Genomic DNA, 23130 nt, shown 5'->3' with positions numbered 1-23130 from the left:
AAAGTCCGGCAACCAATCAGCGTCTCAGCCAATTTCCAGTGATTTCTCAAGAACGAAGGTCATCGTCGCCAGCAGCGCCGCCGCCCTCGTCAGTGAGCGGATGTATAATCCTACCCCCTCAAACAAGTCAACACACCACCTCCAATTTTTTCAAAGAAATTTCCAACTCTCTGAAAAAAAAACGCTCTTTTCCATTTTTACAACACCACACCGCAAAATCCAAACCCAACACCCCACCAACCATAACCACCACACCCAACGCCAATAGAGCCGAACTACCCCCTTCCTCACGCAGGAACCCGTTGATAGTGTCCGGCCAGCTATTGAACGGAGTAAAATCATGCTGGTTCTGGACGAACAACAGACAAGCCGTGCGCTGCCCTGGCCCGAACTTATCGGCGCAATCGAGCGAATCTTCGCCGGTGGATGTGTGGTCCCTGTCCGCCATCACCTGGATGTCGCCGTGCCCGGGGAACGGGACGCGACCCTCCTCATGATGCCGGCCTGGATCCCCGGAGAGTATATAGGGGTGAAGCTGCTGTCTGTTTTTCCGGACAACCATCTGCGATCCCTGCCGGCGATCTTCGGTACCTATCTCCTCTCCTCCGGCCGGACCGGAGAGATGCTCGCGGTCATCGAGGGCGGCGAGCTTACGGCACGTCGGACGGCAGCGACCTCGGCGCTTGCTGCCCGCTACCTCGCGCGCGAGGACGCGGAGGAGATGCTCGTCGTAGGAACGGGGCGGCTTTCACTCAATCTTATTCAGGCGCATGCCGTGACCCGTCCGCTCAAGCGCTTCCGGGTCTGGGGCCGTAGCGGCGAAAAGGCCGCCGCGATCGTGCACGAGGCGCGTGCACTGGGTTACGACGCAGCTGTTGTGACCGACCTCGAGGCCGCCAGCCGAAGCGCCGACCTCATCTCTTGTTGCACCTTGTCCAGTGAACCCCTGATCCGAGGTGCATGGCTCAAGCCTGGCGCCCACCTCGATCTTGTCGGAGCCTTCAAGCCGTCAATGCGAGAAAGCGACGACGAAGCGGTCAGCCGGGCTGAAGTCTTCGTCGATACGCGAGCGGGGGCACTCACCGAAGGCGGCGATCTCGTGCAGCCGATCAATGCAGGCGTCATCAGAGAGAGCGACATACGGGCCGAGCTGGCGGAACTCGTACGCGGTGAGGCGACAGGCCGTAGCAGTGCATCGGCGATCACGCTCTTCAAGTCGGTCGGGGCGGCGCTTGAAGACCTCGCCGGCGCCGTGCTTGCATATGAATATGCTTCTCGCGGCAGGACCTGATACACGGCAAGCACGTTTCGCGTGAATCTCATCACGTCCGGAACAAACTGGAGTATGGAAAAAGCGCGTTCTGGGGCAGAGGCGACACACCGGCCAAAGGGCCGCGCTCTTATTCAAACAAACGTCGACGAGATATGATCCCACGACTGCCTTCACTGCCGATCTGCGACGTACTTGCCGAGGTCGACGAGGCTCTCGCCGCGGCCGGACGCGCCGTGCTTTCGGCCCCGCCGGGCGCCGGCAAAACGACGATTGTTCCCCTTCGTCTCCTCGACAGCTCCTGGCGATCCGACGGGCGCATCGTTCTCCTCGAGCCACGGCGATTGGCCGCCAGAGCCGCAGCCGGACGCATGGCCGAACTGCTCGGTGAACCCCTCGGCGAGACTGTCGGATATCGCATGCGGCTCGACAATCGCGTCTCCGCGCGCACCAGGATCGAGGTGGTGACAGATGGTGTGTTCGCCCGGATGATCCTCGATGATCCGGAGCTCGGGGGCGTGGCGGCGGTCCTCTTCGACGAATTTCACGAACGTTCGCTCGACGCCGATTTCGGCCTAGCGCTGGCGCTCGACTCACAATCGGCCTTGCGTCCGGATCTGCGTATTCTGGTGATGTCGGCAACGCTCGACACGGCGCGGATTGCCGATCTGATCGGCAATCCGCCCGTGATTGTCAGCGAGGGACGCAGCTTCCCGGTCGACGTGCGTTATCGCGACCGCGCCGGGGGCGTGCGCGTTGAAGATGCGGTCACGGACGCGATCCTCGATGCGCTCACCTCGGAAAAGGGCTCCATCCTAGCGTTCCTGCCGGGGCAAGCAGAGATCCATCGTGTTGCAGAGCGGCTTGAGGGGCGCCTGGGGGCGGACATCTTCGTAACACCTCTTTACGGCAACCTGACGCAGAAGGAACAGGATGAGGCGATACGGCCGGCCCGTCCAGGCACCCGCAAGGTCGTTCTTGCCACGTCGATCGCCGAAACCTCGATTACCATTGATGGCGTGCGGATCGTGATCGACAGCGGGCTGCAGCGGCTTCCCGTCTTCGAGGCCACAACGGGAATTACCCGGCTTGAAACCGTTCGCGTCTCCCGTGCGTCGGCGGACCAGAGAGCAGGACGCGCAGGCCGAACAGAGCCCGGAATCGCGATCCGTCTCTGGCACGCCGGACAGACCGCCGCCCTGCCCGCCTTCACTCCACCGGAGATTCTGGCGAGCGATCTCTCTGGCTTCCTTCTCGACATGATACACTGGGGCGTCCACGACCCCGCCATGCTTTCCTTCCTCGATCCTCCTCCGGCCGCCGCTCTTGAGGAAGCGCGCACGATGCTGACGCTGCTCGAAGCGCTCGATCAGCAGGGACGACTGACGGCGAAGGGGCGGACGATGCGTGAAATCGGTCTGCCACCGCGCCTCGCGGCGATGGTGATTGCCGCCGCCGCCGGCGGGCACGTCCGTCAGGCGGCCATGCTTGCGGTTCTTCTCACCGAACAGGGACTCGGCGGAGCCGGGATCGACCTCGATGAACGTTTGCGCAGGTTTGCCGCGGATGGTGGAACCCGTGCCACGGTAGCACGAAAGCTCGCAACGCGGATCGCGGGGAACATCGGCGGCAATGCACACGCCGATACTTCCGCGACCGCCGGTCAGCTGTTACTCCATGCCTTTCCCGACCGTGTGGCACTGCAGCGTGGCGGGCGTGGCCGCTTCGTCATGGCGAACGGGCGCGGTGCGGAAATCCCGGATACGGAAGGACTTGCGGGCGCGCAAATGCTGGTCATCGCCGATCTTACAGGACGGGCGGCACAGGGACGGGTTCTCGCCGCGGCAGAGGTCAGCCGCGCCGACGTCGAGGAGCAACTCGCGGAAACAGTGAAGCGCAGCCAGGAATGCTTCTTCGATGCTGCGAGCGGCAAGGTTCGCGCCCGACGGGTCGCTCGACTTGGCGCGATCATCCTGGAGGAGTCACCCTTACCGAAGCCATCGGGCGAAGCGGCGGCCGATGCCCTCGCCGCCGGCGTGCGACAAACCGGTATCGGCGCCCTTCCCTTCTCGAAAGAAGGCATGCAGTTGCGCCAGCGGATCGGCTTTCTGCATCGGACATTGGGGGAGCCGTGGCCGGATGTCGGCGACGGAGCCCTGGCGGCGCGGCTCGATGAATGGTTCACCCCTTTCCAGCGCGGCGTGCTCGGTCTTGATCAGATCGATCCAGGTGGCCTGACTGAGGGCATGCGTACATTGGTCCCGCATGGCATACTACGTGACCTCGATCGACTGGCGCCGACGCATTTTCGCGCGCCGACCGGACAGAATCACCCGATTCATTACGAGGGTGACGAACCGAAAGTATCGGTGCGCGTCCAGGAGCTTTTCGGGCTTCGTCAGCATCCCATGATCGGTGGAAAGCTGCCGCTACTGCTCGAGCTGACCTCCCCCGCACACAGACCGATCCAGACGACGCGCGACCTGCCGGGGTTTTGGGCGGGGTCATGGAAGGACGTGCGGGCCGATATGCGAGGCCGCTATCCAAAGCATCCTTGGCCGGAGAACCCCGAGGAGGCAGAAGCAACGACACGGGCAAAACCCCGTGGTACGTAGGGTACGAACGATAAAGACGAGAAGGCGAGGGCGCAGAATATGGTCGGGGCTGACATCGAAACCCTAATGGCACCGTCCACCCGACGGCTGCGGCTGCAAACGCTCGTGCGGCTGCGGTGGGTCGCCGTGCTGGGACAGACCATTACCGTGCTCATCGTCGCTTTCTGGCTGGAGTTTCCGTTACCCCTGCTCGCATGCGTACTGCTGATCGGTGCACTCGCAGCCGCCAACGCCTTGCTTGCTGCCGCCTTCCCTTCAACCCACCGGTTGGAGCCGCTCTCTGCCTTCGCGGTGCTCGGACTTGATCTGCTGCAGCTCGGAGCGCTTCTCTTCATCACGGGAGGTCTGGCGAACCCCTTCTCACCCTTGATCTGTGTGCCTGTCATCATCTCATTCGCGTCGCAGCCGCCAAGACACTCTCTCGCGCTCTTGACGCTCGCCATGGCGACCATCACCGCTCTCGCCTTTTCGCCCTATCCGCTTCCATGGTATGCGGGTGAGACACTGAAAATCCTGCCGGTGATGCAGGTCGGAACCTGGTTCGGCATCGCCTCAATGATGGGTTTTGCGGCCTTTTACGCCTATCGTGTTTCCCAGGAAGCCTCCTTGCTCGCCGATGCGCTTTCCGCGACGGAGCTCGTCCTGCAGCGGGAAAAGCATCTTTCCCAGCTCGACGGTCTGGCCGCCGCCGCTGCGCACGAACTCGGTACACCGCTTGCGACTATAAGCGTCGTTGCGCGCGAGATGGAAAAGGAGCTCGGCGAAGACGAACGATTCGGCGAGGACGTCCACCTGCTGCGGAGCCAGAGCGAACGCTGCCGCGATATCCTGCGACGCCTGACGACGCTGCCCTCGGCAAACGAAGCGCACATGAGCCGCCTTCCCCTGTCCTCCATGATCGAAGAGGTCCTGGCGCCTCACCGCGAGTTCGGAATCAAGCTCGAACTCGTCGAAAAGGCCGAGCGCGCAACAGAGCCGGTCGGTTTGCGCAACGCCGGCATTCTCTACGGTCTCGGCAATCTGATCGAGAATGCTCTCGATTTCGCTCGAAGCAAGGTCATGGTGACGGTCGGTCACGACAGCGACAAGGTGACGATCGTGATCGAGGACGACGGTCAAGGCTTCTCACAGGACATTTTGCAGCGGATCGGCGAGCCCTATGTGAGCAGCCGAGCGCGGGAAAATCGCGCCGGCGGCCTCGGCCTCGGCCTCTTCATCGCCAAGACGCTGCTCGAGCGCTCCGGAGCCAAATTGCGCTTCGAAAATCGCAGCGACCAGCCCGGTGCCCGGATTTCGATCGTCTGGCCGCGGCGCCTGATGGACACCGCAGCCACAAAATGACTTTACCGTCCATGCATAAGTGTCCATAACGCAAGGGTAAGTTTCGACCAGAACACCCCTGCAGGGATGTCAGCCCATGACTGAGAATGCTCCTTCCAACGCTCAGAGCCCCTCGGGCAAGGCAGCAAGCGACGCGCTCGGACCCGATCCCAGCCTCCTGATCGTCGACGACGACGTACCATTTCTGCGTCGCCTTGCGCGCGCGATGGAGTCACGTGGATTTGCCGTTGACATCGCAGCGTCGGTTGCCGAGGGCATCGCCAAGTCCAAGGCTGCACCGCCGAAATACGCGGTTGTTGATCTTCGCCTCGGAGACGGTAACGGTCTTGACGTTATCCAGGCAATAAGGGAACGTCGCGACGACACCCGAATCGTGGTCCTGACCGGCTACGGCAATATCGCCACCGCTGTGACAGCAGTGAAGCTCGGCGCGCTCGACTATCTCGCCAAGCCTGCCGACGCCGACGACATATACCACTCGCTCACCCAGCGCCCTGGCGAGAAAGCCGAAGTGCCGGAAAATCCGATGTCGGCCGATCGCGTCCGGTGGGAGCATATTCAGCGGGTTTATGAGAACTGCGATCGCAACGTCTCTGAAACAGCACGGCGACTGAACATGCACCGCCGCACGCTGCAGCGCATTCTCGCGAAGCGGGCGCCGAAATAGCGACCGATCAGGACTCGATGCTCTGTCGCGAAGCGGCCCACTCCGCCATCATGAGGCGCTGTGCGGCCGTCCGGGAGAAGTTGAGCATCATTGCTTTGCGGGTCGCCGGAGCCAGGCGGTGTTCGGGCGCATCGCGGACGATATGCGCACCGTAGCCGTCGGAAAGCAGGAGCCCACAATCCTCCGGAAAGATGTCCAGCGGCACTTCGCCATGTGTGGCGAAGAACAGGCGATCGCAATGCGTCCTGTAATCCGGCCATTTCCGGTCGACGCGGAAATCCTCGATCGAGGACTTGATTTCGATAATCCAGAGCTCCCCTTTTTCAGACAGGCTCACCAGGTCTGCACGCCGGCCGCTCGACAGTGAAAGTTCGGGCAGCACGGCCTGGCGCATTTCACTCAGAAGTACCTGCACTCCGCGGCGGACGAGCAGTGCCCGCTCCGACTGGCGCCCGTCGATTAACGGGTTGTTAACGGCGATCGAAAGAATGGTCATTGATACTGCTCGTCGGGAACAAAGGCATGTTGCAAAAAAGCAATGCCGAGTCATTTTGCAGCGCCAAAGAGATTTGGCGCCCACGGCACTCTTGCCAAGACCAGCTTAATTCAAAATAAACCATATTCAAAGATGGTTGGGCTGACCATCATCCCCGCAAAACACGAGTTCTCCATGCGCCTCCGCAATGCTCTCACTGTGTTCGGTCTCGTGGCCACGATGGCCCTCACCGGCTGCTCCACGACGTCCGAATCCGGCAAGCCCGGAACCGAAACGGCAACGGCAAAGATCTTCAGCGATTCCTACGGCAAAGTGACCGATGCGGGCTATGCCCTCCCGGCGATCCCGATCGAGAAGCTGAACAAGAAATTCCACCGGCAGATCGTTTCCTATCAGACGAAGGAAAAGGCGGGGACGATCGTCGTCGATACCCGCGAACGCTTCCTCTACTACGTGCTGCCGAACGGCAGGGCGATCCGCTACGGCATCGGTGTCGGCAAGCAGGGCTTTGCGTGGCAGGGCGAGGCCTACATCGCCTGGAAACAGGCCTGGCCTACCTGGCATCCCCCCAAGGAAATGGCCGCACGCAAGCCGGAAGTCGCCAAGTATGTCGAAGATGGCATGGAGCCCGGTGTCCGCAATCCGCTCGGTGCACGCGCCCTCTACCTCTTCAACGACAAGGGACAGGATACGTTGTTCCGTCTCCACGGCACCCCGGAATGGGCCTCGATCGGAACTGCTGCGTCTTCCGGCTGCATCCGCCTGATGAACCAGGACATCATGGATCTTTACGATCGTGTACGTCCTGGCAAGTCTGCACGGGTCGTCGTTCTTCAGTAGAGTTCTGCGGGAACCGTCGATACAGAATAAAGCCGCCGGCATATGCCGGCGGCTTTATTTTTGTTCGGCGTCGCGTTGATTCAGGCGGCAAGTCTCGCCTTGAGTTCCCGCCGCCGCCGGTGCAACACCGGCTCCGTATAGCCATTTGGCTGCTGACGACCCTTAAGAACGAGATCAAGTGCAGCCTGGAAGGCAATGGACTCGTCGAAGTGACCGGCCATCGGCTGATAAGCCGGATCATCCACGTTCTGGGCATCTACGACAGCGGCCATCCTTTTCATCGTCTCGACGACCTGTTCGCGGGTGGCAACGCCGTGGTGCAACCAATTCGCCATATGTTGTGCCGAGATGCGCAGCGTCGCACGATCTTCCATAAGGCCGATATTGTTGATGTCTGGCACCTTCGAACAGCCGACACCCTGGTCGATCCAGCGGACAACGTAACCCAAAATCCCCTGGGCGTTATTGTCCAGCTCGCGCTGAATTTCTTCCGGAGTCCAGTTCGGACGAACGGCCACGGGAACGGACAGAATATCGGAAAGCTTGGCGCGCGGTCGTTCTTTCAACACGGCCTGTACGTCGGCGACATTAACGTGGTGATAGTGCGTCGCGTGCAGCGTGGCTGCCGTCGGCGAGGGAACCCAGGCGGTATTGGCGCCGGCCTTCGGATGCGCAATCTTCTGCTCGAGCATCGCCGCCATCATGTCGGGCATTGCCCACATGCCCTTGCCGATCTGCGCATGGCCGGAAAGGCCGCAGGCCAGACCGACGTCGACGTTCCAATTTTCGTAGGCAGAGATCCAGGTCGCCTGCTTCATGTCGCCCTTGCGAATCATCGGCCCGGCTTCCATCGAGGTGTGGATTTCGTCACCGGTACGGTCGAGGAAACCCGTGTTGATAAAGACGACACGGTCCTTGGCAGCGCGGATGCATTCCTTGAGGTTGATCGTCGTGCGACGCTCCTCGTCCATGATGCCCATCTTCATCGTGTTCGGCGACATGCCGAGGATCTCTTCGACGCGTGCGAATATCTCGCAGGCGAAGGCAACCTCGTCAGAACCGTGCATCTTGGGTTTTACGACATACATGGAGCCCTTGCGGGAATTCATCCGCCGGCCGCCGGGACCAACGTCGTGAAGCGCGATCAATCCGGTAATCATAGCATCCATGATGCCTTCCGGAACCTCATCGCCATTCCGGTCCAGGATCGCCGGATTCGTCATCAGGTGACCGACATTGCGCACAAGCATAAGCGAGCGACCGGCGATAGAAACTGGGCTGCCGTCAGGTGACGTGAACTCGACATCTGGGTTGAGTCTGCGGGTGAAGGTCTTGCTCCCCTTCGTAACCTCCTCGGTCAGATCGCCCTTCATCAGGCCAAGCCAATTGGAATAAACGACGACCTTGTCCTCCGCATCGACCGCGGCAACCGAATCCTCACAGTCCATTATGGTGGTGATCGCCGATTCGAGGCGAACGTCGTTGATGCCGGCCGGATCGCTCTTGCCGATCATCCCTGAGCGTTCGATGGCAATCTCGACATGAAGACCGTTCTTGCGCAGGAACACACTCTTCGGCGACTCCGGCGCCCCTGTATATCCGACGAATTGTTTCGGCTCCTTCAGAGCGGTCAGACGACCTTCGCTCAGCCCGATGGCGAGGATACCGTTCGTGGAAACAAGGGAGGTGACCTCCGACCATTTCCCATCCAGCAGCGGCGCGGAGGCGTCAAGGAGGTTGCGCGCCCAAGCGATGACCCTCTCGCCGCGAACGGGATTGTAGCCTTTGCCTTTCTCGGCTCCGCCGTCCTCCGGAATCGCATCGGTTCCATAGAGCGCATCATAGAGCGACCCCCACCGCGCATTGGCGGCGTTCAGCGCATAACGGGCGTTCATGACCGGAACGACAAGTTGCGGGCCGGCGATTTCGGCGATTTCGGGATCGACATTGGCGGTCGTTACCGAGAAGTCGTCTCCCTCCGGAAGAAGGTATCCGATCTCGCGAAGAAACTGCTCGTAGGTGCCCATGTCGGTCGGCGCGCCGTTTTCACGGTACCAGGCGTCCAGCTTCTCCTGGAACTCGTCGCGTCGGGCGAGAAGTATGCGGTTCTTTGGTCCAAGCTCATGCACGAGCGCCGAAAACCCGGTGAAAAGTCGCTCCGGATCGGTCCCGGTCCCCGGAAGAGCCTGCCTTATCAGGAAGTCATAAAGACTCTGATCGATGGACAATCCGTGGCACTCGACGCGACCCATTGCATTCTCCTTAGTGCGTTTGCTGCTCAGGCACGGCGCACAGGATCGCGCATTCGCATCCATTGTCAATTATGCATAAGTGACAAATATTCTTTCCAATATGGAAACGGTCACTCGGTCGCGACGGGCGGTCGTCCGACTGCACGCGCGATGACGCGCGCCTCGATCAGCCGTCGCCTGCCCTCGATCTCGGGAGCATCGACGCTCTCTTCCATGACGACCAGGGTCGCGCTGGCTCCGTTGGCGGCAACGCGCTGGCGAACAACAGTGTCGGCCCGACGCCTCGCCTCGGCGAACGCCTTCTCCTGCTCGGTCAGTCGCAAGCTGTCACCGCAACCGGACACTATGAAGAGACCCTCTTGCGGCGATGTTACGACGACTTCCGCCGACATCTGAACCTGCCCCACCACCGCGCCGACGGCATTTGCAACATCGGAATCCAGCGGGATTGAAACGGCGGATGAGAGGATTTCAGCAATGTCCGGGTAGTAGACCCGTGCCGATGCCCCAAGCCCCACAAGGGGGCGGTCGAGCGCGAGACCAAAGCGGACGATACCGTCCTTTCCGGAGAGAGCGCAGTCGATCAGAACCGATCTCGCAGGATCGACGTCGGCCAGTTCGTCCTCGGCAAGGCAGGTACCGAGGACGATCTCAGCCGACCGCCGATGCAACCTCGCGACGACACGCCCGGCAAGCTCCTCCGGGGATTCCGCGATCGGACGGCCCGTGCCATCCTTCGTCCGCAGTGCAAGTCTCAGACCAAGCTCGGCCGCCTTCCGCTGCCATTGTTCCTGCCGGCCCAAGACATGCATAGCATCCGAAGGCGTTATTCCGCAGAGATGAACGAGCCCCCTCGCGACCAGCCGATCGAGAACTGCGCCTTGTGCAGTCGACGTCAGCAACTGATCGAGCGGGACCGGCTTGTCACCGATGCGAGCAAACAGGTTGGCCTCTTGCGGCTGGAGGCCGGCAGCCAAACTCTCCGGGACGCCAGTACGCACGGCAAACCGGCCATCGTTACGGCCTGGACGAACGCTCCGAACCTGTCGTTCAAGCGCATCGAGCACGACATTGCCGTGAAGTGCGGCGGCGAGGCTGAGCGGCACCAGGCGTCGCGGCCCGAGTTCGATTTTCGCGGCGAGACCGCGCTCATCGATTCGCACCTCGGAATCCCCACCAAGGCCGTAGGTACGCATCGCGACCGCTTCCACCATCGTGCGGTGACCGCCAACGACGGCGCCTTCGGCATCAAGGCGCGGCTTTCCCCCGTCGAGGATGGCGACGTCGGTCGTCGTGCCACCGATATCGGAGACGACGGCGTCGTCCAGACCTGTGAGATAACGCGCGCCGACCAGACTGGCCGCCGGACCCGAGAGGATCGTCTCGATCGGACGCAGTCGGGCCTCCGCGGCGGAGATCAGTGCGCCATCGCCGCGCACGACCATCATAGGTGCTGAAATTCCGCGCTGCCTCGCAAACATTTCGCAGCTCCCGATCAGCCGATCGATCATGGCGATAAGGCGCGCGTTGAGCAGGGTCGTCAGCGCACGCCGAGGGCCGCCCAGTTTTGACGACAGTTCGTGGCTGCAGGTAACCGGCAGGTCGGTAACGGCGCGGATGCGGTCCCGGACACGAATCTCATGGGCGGGATTGCGGACCGCGAAATAGCCGGCGACAGCGAACGAGGAAACGGTCTGTCCAAGGTGCGGCAGCGCATCCTCGAGAGGACGCATGTCCAGCAGGTTTTCGTTGCCGTGCGTATCGTGTCCTCCGGGGAGGAAGAGCACGGGGTCCGTCCCCAACGCCTCGGAGAGGCCGCCTCGCTTTATGTCGGTGGGCTCGAAGCCGATCATGACAAGGCAGGTTCTGCCACCCTGCCCTTCGACCAAAGCGTTCGTTGCAAGAGTCGTCGACAGCGAGACGAGACCGATGGCACTGGCGGCAACGCCGGAAGAGCGCAGGACTTCATCGACGGAAGCCGAAATCCCGACAGCGAGATCATGACGGGTGGTGAGTGCCTTAGCCTTCGCGAGAAGTCCATCCGCCTCGTTGAAAAGAACCGCGTCGGTGTAAGTTCCACCGGTGTCGATGCCGAGCAATACTGACTTGGTCAACCCGCGCTCCAATGTTTACCTACAGAGATAGACGCCCCGGATACATCGGTCCCGGGCGTAAAGTCCGCCTGACAAATGCCAAGTTTTGACGGGAAAGCCAAGGGCTGCCGACGGCTAGGACTAACGAGCTCAAAGCAGAGCCTTGAGCTCTGCCAGACGATCGTTTACCAGCCAGCCATAGTAATTCTCCTCGGGCAGTATGGCGACACCGCCCGCAGCATTCTTGCGCGCGAGGGCCTGTGCTCGTCCGCGCGAATTGCCAACATTGAACAAGGTGGCCGTGACGCCGGGATTGCTGGAGACATCCATACCTGCGATCAATCGATAGTCATCAATCGATTTCCGGATAATCGCCGCCATGAAAGCAAGCGATATGTCGGGGTCCATGATGGCCTTGTAGACCCCCGCGGCATCGCTCGCGTGCAGCTTCGGATAGCCCGATTTCTCAGCGACGAAGTCCGTGAGCATCAATGCCGTCAGGGGATTGATCTGGCCGAGGCCGAACGTCTGCCCCGCATAGAACGGCTGGAAAAAGACAGCGCTGAACCGATTGTTCGGATAGCTCCTGCCGCCGACCGAATGCCCGCGGAATGTCTTCTCCCAGACAAGCTCGCGGCACGACCACAGGCCATAGGAGTCCGAGAGACCATTGCACTCAGCGAACTCGGGGCGATTGACGAAATCTTCGATCGATTCGTCCTCATAACCGAAACGGAAGCTGCTGCCTGCGTAGGATGCCGCCTTCACGTAATAGCTTTGGAGGCGATCGTAGGCATCGACGTTGTAGGTATGCTCCCCGACGATGGCTCCGACAACATGGATCGGATCGATACCGTAGTCGGCGGCCGCCGACTTGATTTTCGCAATCAGCTGCCGATCGGAAGCCAGAAGATCCCGCACCTTCTCGTACTTCAGATCGAAGGTCGTCTTCCCAGCCTTCGTGCGCCTCACGGAAGCACCCGGGATCGAGGGTTGCTCGGCGTGGCGATTCCCTTCCGGAACGAGGACAACACCGGCGAGCGCCGATGTCGGCGCCACCAGCATCAGAGCCACGATGACTGCCAGAAAGAATCGCACCACGATCCGCCTGCCCCGTTGTTGTTACGCAAGGTCGGAGGTCGACCTCTCTCCGGCTGCTCCTCTATAAGGTGCAGCCTTCCTTGTCGACCGCCGCGTTAACCATCTCTGGTTCACCATTTCCGGAAATATCACAGAGATGCACAAAGATCACAGGATATAGCGGGAAAGATCAGCGTCGGCGGCTATATCACCGACGTGTTCACGCACATACCCGGAGTCGATCATAACGGACTGCCCGCCACGATCAGGCGCGTTGAAGGAGATGTCGTCCAACACCCGTTCCATGACCGTCTGCAGGCGCCGGGCGCCGATGTTCTCCACAGACGTGTTCAGGTGAACAGCGACATCTGCCAGGGCGTCGATCGCGTCCTCCGTGAAGTCGAGATTCAACTCCTCCGTGGCCATCAGTGCCCGGTATTGGCGGATGAGACTTGCCTCCGTCTCAGTCAGGATTCGGCGAAAATCCTCCTTCGTCAGAGGCTTCAGCTCGACGCGGATCGGCAGACGTCCCTGCAGTTCGGGCAAGAGATCGGATGGCTTCGCGACGTGGAAGGCACCGGACGCGATGAACAGAATATGGTCCGTCTTGACCGGTCCATACTTTGTGGACACGGTCGTTCCTTCCACCAGCGGCAGCAAGTCTCGCTGAACCCCTTCACGAGAGACGCCCGCGCCGATCCCGCCGTCCCGGGCGGCAATCTTGTCGATCTCGTCGAGGAATACGATCCCGTCGTTCTCGACCGATTTTACGGCTTCGCGCTGGATTAATTCGTTGTCGATCAGCTTGTCGGATTCGTCGCGGATCAATTCCGGATAGGAATTCTTGACGGTCGTGCGAACCTTCTTGGTCCTGCCGCCCATGGCCTTGCCGAACATCTCCGACAGATTGAGAATTCCGACGTTTGCTCCGGGAATTTCGAAGCCCGGCATGCCGCTTCCGGTATCGGCGACCTCGATCTCGATCTCCTTGTCATCGAGAAGGCCGTCACGCAGCTTCTTGCGGAAGCTGTCGCGCGTCGCCGGGGACGCGGTGGAGCCGACCAGCGCGTCAAGGACGCGCTCTTCTGCACTTGCGTGGGCCTTCGCCTGGACTTCGGCACGCTTCTTTTCTCGCACCAGTCCAATACCGACTTCGACGAGATCGCGGATGATCTGCTCCACGTCGCGACCTACATAGCCGACCTCGGTGAATTTCGTGGCCTCGACCTTAATGAAGGGCGCGCCGGCGAGCTTCGCAAGTCGACGCGAAATCTCGGTCTTCCCGACACCGGTCGGCCCGATCATCAGTATGTTCTTCGGCATGACCTCATCACGAAGGCTCTCGTCGAGCTGCTGACGGCGCCAGCGGTTGCGCAGCGCGATCGCCACAGCGCGTTTTGCCTCATGCTGTCCGATGATGTAGCGATCGAGTTCGGAAACGATCTCGCGGGGAGAGAATGTCGTCATAGCCCTTTTCCGTGAAATGGTGGCTTGAATGGGTGAATTAAGTGTCGCTCGAAATCGTTTCCACGATGACGTTACCGTTCGTGTAGACGCAGATCTCCGCGGCGATGGCCATGGCACGGCGGGCGATGTCTTCCGCGGACAGGTCGGTGTCCATGAGTGCACGCGCGGCCGCGTATGCGTAGTTCCCACCCGAACCAATGGCGATCGCGCCGTGTTCCGGCTCCAGCACGTCTCCGTTACCGGTGATCGCAAGGGTCACCGATTTGTCTGCGACAAGCATCATCGCTTCCAGATTGCGCAAGTACTTGTCCGTCCGCCAGTCTTTGGCGAGTTCCACTGCGGCCCGCATCAGCTGACCCGGATATTGCTCCAGCTTCTTTTCAAGCCTCTCCAGCAAGGTGAAAGCGTCCGCCGTAGCACCTGCGAAGCCGGCGATGACATCGCCCTTGCCGATCCGCCGCACCTTTCGGGCATTACCCTTCATGACAGTCTGGCCGAGGCTGACCTGCCCGTCGCCGGCCATGACGGCAACGCCGTTCTTACGCACAGTGATGATCGTCGTTCCGTGCATCGTGCCGTAGGGATTGTGTTTGCTCATTTTGAAAAACCGACCTGGAAGAATGGATTCATAACGGAGGCGTCGCCGCCCGGTCTCGTTCTTATTTAAGTTCCCGCGTCCGGATTGCAAATCAGACGCGCGTTCCGAAACGCCAAATGCCAGCGAGCGCGCTCTTTTGACGCTCTCTTCTGGATATTTGCCACCGTGCCTGATAAGGAGCACGCAGAACTTTCCGGAGTAGAACTATGTCGACTGCCGCATCGGACCGCACGGGCACCGTCTCTCGCAAGACGAACGAGACTTCGGTCGCCGTTTCCGTCAATATCGACGGTGGCGGTCAGTCCCGGATATCGACGGGTGTCGGTTTCTTCGACCACATGCTCGACCAGCTCTCCCGACATTCTCTCATCGACATGGACATCGAAGTCAAAGGCGATCTGCACATAGACGATCACCATACGGTCGAGGACACAGGTATCGCGCTCGGGCAGGCGATCTCAAAGGCGCTCGGCGACCGCCGCGGCATCAGCCGTTATGCGTCTATCGATCTCTCGATGGACGAAACCATGACGAAGGCGGCGATCGACGTATCGGGGCGGCCGTTCCTCGTATGGAACGTCGCCTTCAGTGCACCCAAGATCGGCACGTTCGATACGGAGCTGGTCCGGGAATTCTTCCAGGCCCTAGCGCAGAACGCTGGCATCACCTTGCACGTTATGAACCATTACGGCGCCAACAATCACCATATAGCGGAAACCTGCTTCAAGGCGGTTGCCCGAGTGCTTCGCAGCGCAACGGAAATCGATCCGAGGCAGGCGAGCCGCGTCCCGTCGACCAAGGGTTCCCTGGTCTGAAAAGACAGCGTAATTGCGGTCCTGCCTTGACGTCCTCATGCCCCCGCCGGATGGCCGGAGCGAAGGATGCGGTGGTGACCACGAACAGAAGGACTAAGCCCATGCGTGTGGCGATCATCGATTACGGCTCGGGTAACCTCCGTTCAGCCACCAAGGCATTCGTGCGGGCGGCACGGGAGAGCGGAGTCGTCGCGGATGTCGAGTTGACCGATCAGCCTGAACGGGTCGCGTCTGCCGACCGTATCGTTCTACCAGGCGTCGGTGCCTATGCCGACTGCCGTCGAGGGCTTGACGCGGTTGCCGGCATGACGGAAGCCCTTACCGCTGCCGTGGAAAAGAATGGGCGACCATTTCTCGGTATCTGCGTCGGCATGCAACTGATGTCCAGTCGCGGTCTCGAGAAGACCGTCACTCCGGGCTTTGGCTGGATCAAAGGTGACGTCGTCGAGATGACACCTGGCGATCCCGCTCTGAAAATACCGCAGATCGGCTGGAATACACTCGATCTTCGTCGACCTCACCCGCTCTTTAAGGACATTCCGACCGGTCCGGACGGCTTACATGCCTATTTCGTCCACTCGTATCATCTGGCAGCTGACAATCCCGAGGACATCGTGGCGACGACCGACTACGGCGCGCCGGTCACCGCCTTCGTTGCCCGTGACAACATGGCCGGTGCCCAGTTCCATCCAGAAAAGAGTCAGACACTCGGCCTCAAGCTGATCGCAAACTTCCTGACCTGGACCCCCTGAAGCAGTTGGACGAAACCATGATCCTTTTTCCCGCGATAGATCTCAAGGACGGTCAATGTGTCCGACTGAAGCTCGGCGACATGGCACAGGCGACGGTCTACAATCCTGATCCGGCGGCACAGGCAAGAACCTTCGAAGAGCAGGGGTTCGAATGGTTGCACGTCGTCGACCTCAATGGTGCCTTTGCGGGCGAGAGCGTCAACGGCGCGGCGGTCGACGCGATCGTGAAGGCAACGAAAAACCCGGTCCAGCTCGGAGGCGGCATCCGTACGCTCGCACATATCGAATCCTGGCTGGCACGCGGTCTCGCCCGCGTGATCCTCGGCACCGTGGCCGTGCGTGATCCGGCTCTGGTCATCGACGCCTGCAAGGCGTTTCCCGGGAAGATTGCCGTCGGAATAGATGCCAAGGGCGGCAAGGTGGCGGTGGAAGGTTGGGCGGAGGCCTCTGAACTCGGCGTAATCGAGCTTGCACGCAAGTTCGAAGGCGCCGGAGTTGCGGCCATCATTTACACCGACATCGACCGCGACGGGATTCTGACCGGCATCAACTGGGAATCGACACTGGCGCTCGCAGATGCGGTCTCCATTCCGGTCATTGCGTCCGGTGGTCTCGCCTCGATCGAAGACATACATCGCATGTTGCGACCGGATGCCAGAAAGCTCGAGGGCGCAATATCCGGCCGAGCCCTCTATGACGGCCGTATCGATCCGGCTGAAGCTCTTGCGCTGATCAAGACCGCCCGCCAAGCCGAGGTGCAACCATGACGTTGAAAGCCCGTGTAATTCCCTGTCTCGACGTCAAGGACGGTCGCGTCGTCAAGGGCGTCAATTTCGTCGACCTCATCGACGCCGGCGACCCGGTGGAGGCTGCCAAGGCTTACGATGCCGCCGGCGCCGATGAACTCACCTTCCTCGACATCACAGCGTCGTCGGAAGATCGCCACACCATCTTCGACGTGGTCGCACGAACGGCGGAACACTGTTTCATGCCGCTCACGGTCGGCGGAGGGGTTCGCACCATTGCCGACATCCGGAAACTCCTCCTCTGTGGGGCGGACAAGGTGTCCATCAACTCGGCCGCGGTGAAGAATCCCGACTTCGTGGCCGAGGCGGCCGACAAGTTCGGCGACCAGTGCATCGTCGTTTCCATTGATGCCAAGAAGGTTTCAGGGCCTGGAGAAACCGACCGCTGGGAGATCTTCGCCCATGGTGGCCGGCAGCCGACGGGAATCGACGCGGTCGAATTTGCCGGCAAGATGGCAGCGCGCGGCGCCGGAGAGCTTCTCGTCACATCCATGGATCGAGACGGGACGAAAAGCGGTTATGACATAGCGTTGACGCGCACCATCGCCGACTCCGTGCGTGTTCCGGTCATCGCCTCGGGCGGCGTCGGCAATCTCGATGATCTCGTCGCGGGGATCAAGGAAGGTCATGCAACTGCCGTTCTTGCCGCATCGATCTTCCACTTCGGAACATACAGCATCGGCGAGGCGAAGCGCTACATGGCGGACAACGGCATCCCCATGCGGCTCGACTGAAGAAGACGGAGCGGCGCAATGACCATGTTTTCCCTGACGGATCTCGAAAAAATCGTCGCCACGCGTGCAATGGCTGAGCCGGATCAATCCTGGACGGCGAAACTCGTCCACGGAGGACAGCGAAAAGCAGCCAAGAAGCTCGGTGAGGAGGCGGTGGAGACCGTGATCGCTGCGATTGCTGACGACCGCCAGAATCTCATCTACGAGAGTGCCGATCTGCTCTATCATCTCTTGGTCGTATTGAAAATCGCCGACGTACCGCTAGAAGCTGTCATGCAAGAGCTTCAGCGGCGAACAGCCCAGACAGGCCTCAGCGAAAAGGCCAACCGGCGGGATCCATGACAACAGCTATACGGCCAGCCGACGTGCCCGAAACGCTCGATCACTTCCAAGCCAACGACTATTCGCCCTATCACTTCTATTCGTCGGAAGAATGGGCGCGTTTTCGCGCCGACACCCCGCTGACGCTGACCGCGGACGAAGTACACCGCCTGCGTTCGATCGATGATCCGATTGATCTCGAGGAAGTTCGGCGAATCTATCTGTCGCTGTCGCGCCTGCTTTCCTCGCACGTGGAATCCTCGCAGTTGCTCTTCGAGCAGCGCAACCGATTTCTCAGCATGTCGGATGTGGCGAAGACACCTTTCGTCATCGGTATCGCCGGGTCGGTGGCGGTCGGCAAGTCGACGACCGCCCGCATTCTGAAGGAATTGCTTGCCCGGTGGCCGTCAAGCCCGAAGGTCGATCTCATTACAACCGACGGCTTTCTCTATCCGAACGCGGTCCTCATTCGTGAGAACCTGTTGAACCGCAAGGGCTTCCCCGAGAGCTACGACATTGGCGCACTTCTGCGCTTCCTGTCGGCGATCAAGGCCGGTCTTCCAAACGTGAAGGCGCCCTGCTACTCACACCTGACCTACGACGTGCTGCCGAACGAGTACAAAGTCGTCGACCGGCCGGACATCCTGATTTTCGAGGGGATCAACGTTCTTCAGTCGCGCGACCTGCCGGCAGACGGGAAGATCGTGCCGATGGTCTCGGACTTCTTCGACTTCTCGATCTACATCGATGCCGACGAGACCTTGATCCATCGCTGGTATGTGCACCGCTTCATGAATTTGCGGCAGACGGCCTTCCGTGATCCCAACTCGTACTTCCACCGCTATGCCACTATCAGCGAACAGGAAGCGCTGGATATCGCCGAAGATCTCTGGACCAACATCAACCTGAGAAACCTCAGGGAGAACATTCTTCCGACGCGGCCGCGCGCCGACCTCATCCTCCAGAAGGGTGAAAACCACCTCGTCGAAACGGTAGCCCTGCGGAAGCTCTGAGCCGCCTTCGTTTCAGGGATTGATGCGCCGAAGCGTGAGGTTGATCCGTCCACCGTTCTTCAGCAACATCGAGGTCTCGGGATAAACCCGGTCTACCCCGTGAAAAGCCAAGCGTCCCTCGCCTCCGAGAACGAGCACATCGCCGCTCGCAAGTCGGAATGAGCGGGTCCTGTCACCGCGGCGCGTGCCCCCAAGACGAAAGAGGCCAGTGTCACCGAGAGAAACCGACACCACTGGCGCTTCAAGAGCCTGTTCGTCCTTGTCCTGATGCAGCCCCATTCTTGCATCGCCGGCGTAGAAATTCACGAGGCAAGCTTCCGGTGGCTTCGGATAGCCTGCAACCTGCTCCCATATGTGGATGAGGCTGTCAGGGATCGGCGGCCAGGCCGATTGGGTAACGGGATGCACGCTTTGGTATCGGTAGCCACGATCCTTGTCCGTCACCCACCCGAGCGGGCCGCAATTGGTCATGCGAACAGATAACGGTGTGCCGGTGCCGGGCATTACCGGCACATAGAGAGGGGCGGCGGCGACAACCTCGCGCACCTCCTCCAGCAGCGCCCTCTGCTGCTCGCGCGTCAGATAGTCGGGATAGAACTTTATCCCTTCCGGAAAACTCCAGCCTGGGCCGGTGTTGATTGCCATCACGTCTCCCTTGTCAGGCCTCGCATCCGCACCGTGCAGCTCCCGTCAGTCGCCGGCAGGCCGGCCGCGCATTTTCTTCACCTCCGAACGACCCGCCTTTTCCTTCAACCGTCGCTCGACAGAGCCTTTGGTGGGTTTGGTCTTTCGTCGCGACGGCGGTGGTGGCTCGGCCGCCTTGAGGATCAGTTCCTTCAGCCGCTCTCTCGCATCTGCACGATTTCGCTCCTGGCTGCGGAAACGGCTCGACTCGATCATCAGGACGCCGTCCTTGGAAACTCGCCGACCACCGAGCTTCAGGGCATTTGCCTTGACCCGCTCGGGAAGAGAAGGTGATCCGGCGATATCGAAGAAGAGCTGTACGGCCGTCGAGACCTTGTTGACATTCTGGCCGCCCGGTCCGCCTGCGAGAACAAACTGTTCCGTCAGTTCCCAACCAGCAATCGTGATCCGGTCATCTATGTAAAGTGCGTCGCTGGCCATCGGCTGTCTCCAACCGTTCTATTCCCACATTTGGGGATCGACGGGAACCACCAATGACAAAGAGGCCCGGTGGTCATAAGATCACCGGGCCTCTGACAGGTTCTGCGGAGCCGGAATTATTCGGCGGCAATGTTGGCGTTCGGAGCGGCAGCCCGAACGGTATGGTCGACGTGATCTTCAAACTTCGCGAAGTTGGTGATGAACATTGCGACCAACTTCTTCGCCTGAGCATCGTACTCCTCGCCGTCCGCCCAGGTCGAGCGTGGATCGAGGATTGCGCCGTCCACCGCTTCGACGGCAACCGGAACAGCAAACCCGAAGTTCGGATCGATACGCGTTTCGACTTTCTTGAGCTCACCGTTGAGCGCCGCGGTCAAAAGCGCACGCGTTGCCTTGATCGGCATGCGATGGCCCACACCGTAAGCGCCACCGGTCCAGCCGGTGTTTACCAGCCAGCAATCGACGTTGTGGCGCGCGATCAGATCGCGAAGCAGGTTTCCATACTCAGCCGGGTGCCGCGGCATGAACGGCGCGCCGAAGCAGGTCGAGAACGTCGCTTCGGGCTCCGTGACACCCTTTTCGGTGCCGGCGACCTTCGCGGTGTAGCCAGAGAGGAAGTGATACATCGCCTGCTCGGGCGTCAGGCGCGCGATCGGCGGCAGGACACCGAAGGCATCGGCCGTCAGCATGATGATCGTCTTCGGGTGGCCGGCACGGCCCGTGTCAGAGGCGTTCGGGATAAAGTGCAGCGGGTAGGCGCAGCGGGTGTTTTCCGTCAGCGAACCATCATGGAAATCGGGCAGACGATGCTCGTCCAGCACGACGTTCTCGAGCACGGTACCGAAGCGCTTCGTGGTCGCGTAGATTTCCGGCTCGGCTTCCGCCGACAGCCGGATCGTCTTCGCGTAGCAACCGCCCTCGAAGTTGAACACGCCGTGCTCGCCCCAGCCGTGCTCGTCATCACCGATCAGCGTCCGGCTCGGATCGGCCGAAAGCGTCGTTTTGCCGGTGCCCGAAAGGCCGAAGAAGACTGCCGTGTCACCTGCCGGGCCCACGTTGGCCGAGCAGTGCATGGGCATGACGCCCTTCGGCGGCAGCAGGTAGTTGAGGGCCGTGAAGACCGACTTCTTGATCTCGCCGGCGTAGGAGGTCCCACCGATCAGTACGATGCCGTTGGTGAAATCACACGCGATCACCGTCTCGGAGCGGCAGCCGTGGCGAGCCGGGTCGGCGCGGAACGTCGGCAGGTTGATGATGGTCAGCTTCGGCTGGAACTCGTCGAGGGTCGAGCGGTCCGGACGGATCAAGAGGTTGCGGATGAAAAGCGAGTGCCACGCAAGTTCCGTCACCACGCGTGTCGGCAACGCGTTGTCGGCGTCGGCGCCGCCAACGAGGTCCTGGACAAAGATGTCCTTGCCTGCGGCGTGCGCCAGCATGTCCTTGTGGAGCAGGCCAAAGTGCTCGGGCGACATGGGCTTGTTGTTGTCCCACCAGATTTCGCCGTCGGTGTGGCTGTCGCGAACGATGAACTTGTCCTTGGCGGAGCGGCCGGTGTGCTGGCCGGTCACGGCGCAAAGCGCGCCGTCGGCGGTCAGGACGGCTTCCTTGCGGCGAATGGCTTCTTCGTAGAGTTCGCTCTCAAGGAAGTTGTAGTAGACGCGTGCCGCATCCCCCAAACCGATCGACGCTACCCCGATAAGGGGATTATTTACACCAAGCTCCTCCATGGACACTCTTCCTTTGCTGTCGGGGATTGCCGTTGAATTTTTTGCGAACCTAGTGTTCGCCTTTCTAAAAGGCAAGACGACGATAGAAGAAAATATCAATGATATCAAATAATTAATCGATTTAAATTTGGTTGCGTATTTTTAAATCGGTTTGAATGTCGTGTTTAACGCCTTTTCCCCCTCGGATCGGGGGCTTCCAGCGGCGGCGACGGATCGACGCGCCCCCTTTATCTCTGCCACAATTTGTTCCACCTTTGCCCCCAATGAAGCGCGCGAGAGGGACCCGGATTGATAGGGATCGATACCAGGAGCCGCGCTTATGATGACGGAGACGAACAACATGCAGACAATCGCGCTCGTTGACGACGACCGTAACATCCTGACCTCCGTGTCCATTGCTCTGGAGGCGGAGGGTTACAAGGTCGAGACCTATACGGATGGCGCCTCAGCGCTGGACGGCTTGCTCGCCCGCCCGCCCCATCTTGCCATCTTCGACATCAAGATGCCGCGAATGGACGGGATGGAGCTGCTGCGACGACTTCGGCAGAAGTCGGATCTTCCCGTCATTTTCCTCACGTCGAAGGACGAAGAGATCGACGAACTCTTCGGCCTGAAGATGGGTGCCGACGACTTCATCACCAAGCCCTTTTCGCAGCGGCTTCTCGTCGAACGCGTGAAGGCAATCCTGCGCCGCGCCGGCAACCGCGAGGCCTTGGCCGGTTCGGGCGGTGCAAAAGCGGGCAGCGAGTCGCAAGCACGCACGCTGGAGCGCGGGCAATTGGTCATGGACCAAGAGCGCCATACCTGCACCTGGAAGGGTGACCCGGTGACCCTCACTGTTACCGAGTTTCTGATTCTTCAGTCGCTGGCCCAACGCCCGGGCGTGGTGAAGAGCCGCGACGCACTTATGGACGCGGCTTACGACGAACAGGTATACGTTGACGACCGCACCATCGATAGCCACATCAAGCGCCTGCGCAAGAAGTTCAAGATGGTCGACATTGAATTCGACATGATCGAAACGCTTTACGGCGTCGGATATCGGTTCCGCGAAGCGGCCTGACGGCGCCCTTCGTTTCGGCTCCTACCGGCTCGGCGCCGCGCAGATGAGGTTGACG

At 60.6% G+C, this 23130-nt stretch carries 22 protein-coding genes; 13 read left to right on the top strand and 9 right to left on the bottom strand.

The features are described 5' to 3' along the window. The 5 genes from ACM6UT_RS17570 to ACM6UT_RS17550 form a co-directional block, all read left to right on the top strand. The coding region (locus tag ACM6UT_RS17570; RefSeq protein ID WP_416798630.1) for a hypothetical protein at positions 1–268 on the top strand (268 nt) is incomplete at its 5' end. A 72-nt stretch (positions 269–340) separates the two neighbouring features. After that, on the top strand, positions 341–1291 hold the full coding sequence (gene lhpI, locus ACM6UT_RS17565) for a bifunctional Delta(1)-pyrroline-2-carboxylate/Delta(1)-piperideine-2-carboxylate reductase (RefSeq protein ID WP_416798629.1): 951 nt from the start codon (positions 341–343) through the stop codon (positions 1289–1291). A 134-nt stretch (positions 1292–1425) separates the two neighbouring features. After that, complete coding sequence (gene hrpB / locus ACM6UT_RS17560) at positions 1426–3885, top strand: ATP-dependent helicase HrpB (protein ID WP_416798628.1); 2460 nt, start codon at positions 1426–1428, stop codon at positions 3883–3885. A gap of 66 nt (positions 3886–3951) precedes the next feature. Next, entirely contained in the window at positions 3952–5226 is a 1275-nt protein-coding gene (locus ACM6UT_RS17555; protein WP_416798627.1) for an ActS/PrrB/RegB family redox-sensitive histidine kinase, read from the top strand. Positions 5227–5302: 76 nt separating this feature from the next. Next, positions 5303–5893 carry an ActR/PrrA/RegA family redox response regulator transcription factor gene (locus ACM6UT_RS17550; protein ID WP_416798626.1) on the top strand — a complete coding sequence of 197 codons (591 nt, stop codon included), beginning with the start codon at positions 5303–5305 and terminating at the stop codon, positions 5891–5893. Between the two features lie 7 nt (positions 5894–5900). On the opposite strand, the gene ACM6UT_RS17545 is transcribed toward ACM6UT_RS17550, so the two are convergent. Further along, on the bottom strand, positions 5901–6389 hold the full coding sequence (locus ACM6UT_RS17545; protein WP_416798625.1) for an MmcB family DNA repair protein: 489 nt from the start codon (positions 6387–6389) through the stop codon (positions 5901–5903). Positions 6390–6563: 174 nt separating this feature from the next. Between ACM6UT_RS17545 and ACM6UT_RS17540 the strand changes: the two genes are divergently transcribed. Further along, entirely contained in the window at positions 6564–7229 is a 666-nt protein-coding gene (locus ACM6UT_RS17540; protein WP_416798624.1) for a L,D-transpeptidase, read from the top strand. An 80-nt stretch (positions 7230–7309) separates the two neighbouring features. Here ACM6UT_RS17540 and ACM6UT_RS17535 read toward each other — a convergent pair whose 3' ends face one another. The 5 genes from ACM6UT_RS17535 to hslV all read right to left on the bottom strand — a co-directional run bounded on the left by ACM6UT_RS17535 (position 7310) and on the right by hslV (position 14719). Then, positions 7310–9481 carry a malate synthase G gene (locus ACM6UT_RS17535; RefSeq protein ID WP_416798623.1) on the bottom strand — a complete coding sequence of 724 codons (2172 nt, stop codon included), beginning with the start codon at positions 9479–9481 and terminating at the stop codon, positions 7310–7312. Positions 9482–9591: 110 nt separating this feature from the next. After that, a complete protein-coding gene (locus tag ACM6UT_RS17530) occupies positions 9592–11595 on the bottom strand; it encodes a hydantoinase/oxoprolinase N-terminal domain-containing protein (protein WP_416798622.1) in 2004 nt (667 codons plus the stop codon). 129 nt (positions 11596–11724) lie between these two features. After that, a complete protein-coding gene (locus ACM6UT_RS17525; protein WP_416798621.1) occupies positions 11725–12639 on the bottom strand; it encodes a DUF1402 family protein in 915 nt (304 codons plus the stop codon). 183 nt (positions 12640–12822) lie between these two features. Next, positions 12823–14121, bottom strand: coding sequence for an ATP-dependent protease ATPase subunit HslU (hslU, locus tag ACM6UT_RS17520; protein ID WP_148162661.1), 1299 nt, complete (start codon positions 14119–14121; stop codon positions 12823–12825). 37 nt (positions 14122–14158) lie between these two features. Next, entirely contained in the window at positions 14159–14719 is a 561-nt protein-coding gene (gene hslV / locus ACM6UT_RS17515) for an ATP-dependent protease subunit HslV (protein ID WP_416798642.1), read from the bottom strand. Positions 14720–14925: 206 nt separating this feature from the next. Between hslV and hisB the strand changes: the two genes are divergently transcribed. The 6 genes from hisB to coaA all read left to right on the top strand — a co-directional run bounded on the left by hisB (position 14926) and on the right by coaA (position 19160). Further along, complete coding sequence (hisB, locus tag ACM6UT_RS17510; RefSeq protein WP_416798620.1) at positions 14926–15534, top strand: imidazoleglycerol-phosphate dehydratase HisB; 609 nt, start codon at positions 14926–14928, stop codon at positions 15532–15534. A gap of 101 nt (positions 15535–15635) precedes the next feature. Continuing rightward, complete coding sequence (gene hisH / locus ACM6UT_RS17505) at positions 15636–16286, top strand: imidazole glycerol phosphate synthase subunit HisH (RefSeq protein ID WP_416798641.1); 651 nt, start codon at positions 15636–15638, stop codon at positions 16284–16286. A gap of 17 nt (positions 16287–16303) precedes the next feature. Beyond that, positions 16304–17053, top strand: a complete 750-nt coding sequence (gene hisA, locus ACM6UT_RS17500) for a 1-(5-phosphoribosyl)-5-[(5-phosphoribosylamino)methylideneamino]imidazole-4-carboxamide isomerase (RefSeq protein WP_148176034.1) — start codon at positions 16304–16306, stop codon at positions 17051–17053. Further along, the gene (gene hisF / locus ACM6UT_RS17495) at positions 17050–17826 is read left to right on the top strand and encodes an imidazole glycerol phosphate synthase subunit HisF (protein WP_416798619.1); all 777 of its coding nucleotides are present in this window, start codon (positions 17050–17052) and stop codon (positions 17824–17826) included. Before hisA ends, hisF begins: the two co-directional genes overlap by 4 nt. An 18-nt stretch (positions 17827–17844) precedes the next feature. Next, positions 17845–18168 (top strand): phosphoribosyl-ATP diphosphatase, encoded by a 324-nt coding sequence (locus tag ACM6UT_RS17490; protein WP_416798618.1) that lies wholly within the window; start codon positions 17845–17847, stop codon positions 18166–18168. Continuing rightward, positions 18165–19160 (top strand): type I pantothenate kinase, encoded by a 996-nt coding sequence (gene coaA / locus ACM6UT_RS17485; RefSeq protein WP_416798617.1) that lies wholly within the window; start codon positions 18165–18167, stop codon positions 19158–19160. The genes ACM6UT_RS17490 and coaA overlap by 4 nt, the downstream gene beginning before the upstream one ends. Before the next feature lie 12 nt (positions 19161–19172). Here coaA and ACM6UT_RS17480 read toward each other — a convergent pair whose 3' ends face one another. The 3 genes from ACM6UT_RS17480 to ACM6UT_RS17470 all read right to left on the bottom strand — a co-directional run bounded on the left by ACM6UT_RS17480 (position 19173) and on the right by ACM6UT_RS17470 (position 22012). Further along, a complete protein-coding gene (locus tag ACM6UT_RS17480; RefSeq protein WP_416798616.1) occupies positions 19173–19805 on the bottom strand; it encodes an alpha-ketoglutarate-dependent dioxygenase AlkB family protein in 633 nt (210 codons plus the stop codon). Positions 19806–19850: 45 nt separating this feature from the next. Next, positions 19851–20285, bottom strand: a complete 435-nt coding sequence (gene arfB, locus ACM6UT_RS17475; RefSeq protein WP_416798615.1) for an alternative ribosome rescue aminoacyl-tRNA hydrolase ArfB — start codon at positions 20283–20285, stop codon at positions 19851–19853. Positions 20286–20401: 116 nt separating this feature from the next. Beyond that, positions 20402–22012, bottom strand: a complete 1611-nt coding sequence (locus ACM6UT_RS17470; RefSeq protein WP_416798614.1) for a phosphoenolpyruvate carboxykinase — start codon at positions 22010–22012, stop codon at positions 20402–20404. Positions 22013–22352: 340 nt separating this feature from the next. Here ACM6UT_RS17470 and ACM6UT_RS17465 point away from each other — a divergent pair, with 340 nt between their 5' ends. After that, positions 22353–23075: a response regulator transcription factor gene (locus tag ACM6UT_RS17465; protein WP_416798640.1), complete on the top strand. Its 723-nt coding sequence runs from the start codon at positions 22353–22355 to the stop codon at positions 23073–23075. Positions 23076–23130: the final 55 nt, after the last annotated feature.

It is taken from the genome of Ciceribacter azotifigens (assembly GCF_048159625.1).
Taxonomy (GTDB): Bacteria; Pseudomonadota; Alphaproteobacteria; order Rhizobiales; family Rhizobiaceae; genus Allorhizobium; species Allorhizobium azotifigens.
The sequence above is the reverse complement of the archived record's forward strand: the minus strand, read 5'-3'. Positions and strand labels throughout refer to the sequence as shown.

Excerpts from the sequence above, each read along its gene's own strand:
- ACM6UT_RS17525 (WP_416798621.1), bottom strand. The coding sequence starts at position 12,639 with ATGCTGGTGGCGCCGACATCGGCGCTCGCCGGTGTTGTCCTCGTTCCG.
- coaA (WP_416798617.1), top strand. The coding sequence starts at position 18,165 with ATGACAACAGCTATACGGCCAGCCGACGTGCCCGAAACGCTCGATCAC.
- ACM6UT_RS17545 (WP_416798625.1), bottom strand. The coding sequence starts at position 6,389 with ATGACCATTCTTTCGATCGCCGTTAACAACCCGTTAATCGACGGGCGC.
- ACM6UT_RS17550 (WP_416798626.1), top strand. The coding sequence starts at position 5,303 with ATGACTGAGAATGCTCCTTCCAACGCTCAGAGCCCCTCGGGCAAGGCA.
- ACM6UT_RS17465 (WP_416798640.1), top strand. The coding sequence starts at position 22,353 with ATGCAGACAATCGCGCTCGTTGACGACGACCGTAACATCCTGACCTCC.
- hisB (WP_416798620.1), top strand. The coding sequence starts at position 14,926 with ATGTCGACTGCCGCATCGGACCGCACGGGCACCGTCTCTCGCAAGACG.
- lhpI (WP_416798629.1), top strand. The coding sequence starts at position 341 with ATGCTGGTTCTGGACGAACAACAGACAAGCCGTGCGCTGCCCTGGCCC.
- hslU (WP_148162661.1), bottom strand. The coding sequence starts at position 14,121 with ATGACGACATTCTCTCCCCGCGAGATCGTTTCCGAACTCGATCGCTAC.
- ACM6UT_RS17535 (WP_416798623.1), bottom strand. The coding sequence starts at position 9,481 with ATGGGTCGCGTCGAGTGCCACGGATTGTCCATCGATCAGAGTCTTTAT.
- ACM6UT_RS17480 (WP_416798616.1), bottom strand. The coding sequence starts at position 19,805 with ATGGCAATCAACACCGGCCCAGGCTGGAGTTTTCCGGAAGGGATAAAG.
- ACM6UT_RS17490 (WP_416798618.1), top strand. The coding sequence starts at position 17,845 with ATGACCATGTTTTCCCTGACGGATCTCGAAAAAATCGTCGCCACGCGT.
- ACM6UT_RS17555 (WP_416798627.1), top strand. The coding sequence starts at position 3,952 with ATGGCACCGTCCACCCGACGGCTGCGGCTGCAAACGCTCGTGCGGCTG.
- arfB (WP_416798615.1), bottom strand. The coding sequence starts at position 20,285 with ATGGCCAGCGACGCACTTTACATAGATGACCGGATCACGATTGCTGGT.
- hrpB (WP_416798628.1), top strand. The coding sequence starts at position 1,426 with ATGATCCCACGACTGCCTTCACTGCCGATCTGCGACGTACTTGCCGAG.
- hisF (WP_416798619.1), top strand. The coding sequence starts at position 17,050 with ATGACGTTGAAAGCCCGTGTAATTCCCTGTCTCGACGTCAAGGACGGT.
- ACM6UT_RS17470 (WP_416798614.1), bottom strand. The coding sequence starts at position 22,012 with ATGGAGGAGCTTGGTGTAAATAATCCCCTTATCGGGGTAGCGTCGATC.
- hslV (WP_416798642.1), bottom strand. The coding sequence starts at position 14,719 with ATGAGCAAACACAATCCCTACGGCACGATGCACGGAACGACGATCATC.
- ACM6UT_RS17540 (WP_416798624.1), top strand. The coding sequence starts at position 6,564 with ATGCGCCTCCGCAATGCTCTCACTGTGTTCGGTCTCGTGGCCACGATG.
- hisA (WP_148176034.1), top strand. The coding sequence starts at position 16,304 with ATGATCCTTTTTCCCGCGATAGATCTCAAGGACGGTCAATGTGTCCGA.
- hisH (WP_416798641.1), top strand. The coding sequence starts at position 15,636 with ATGCGTGTGGCGATCATCGATTACGGCTCGGGTAACCTCCGTTCAGCC.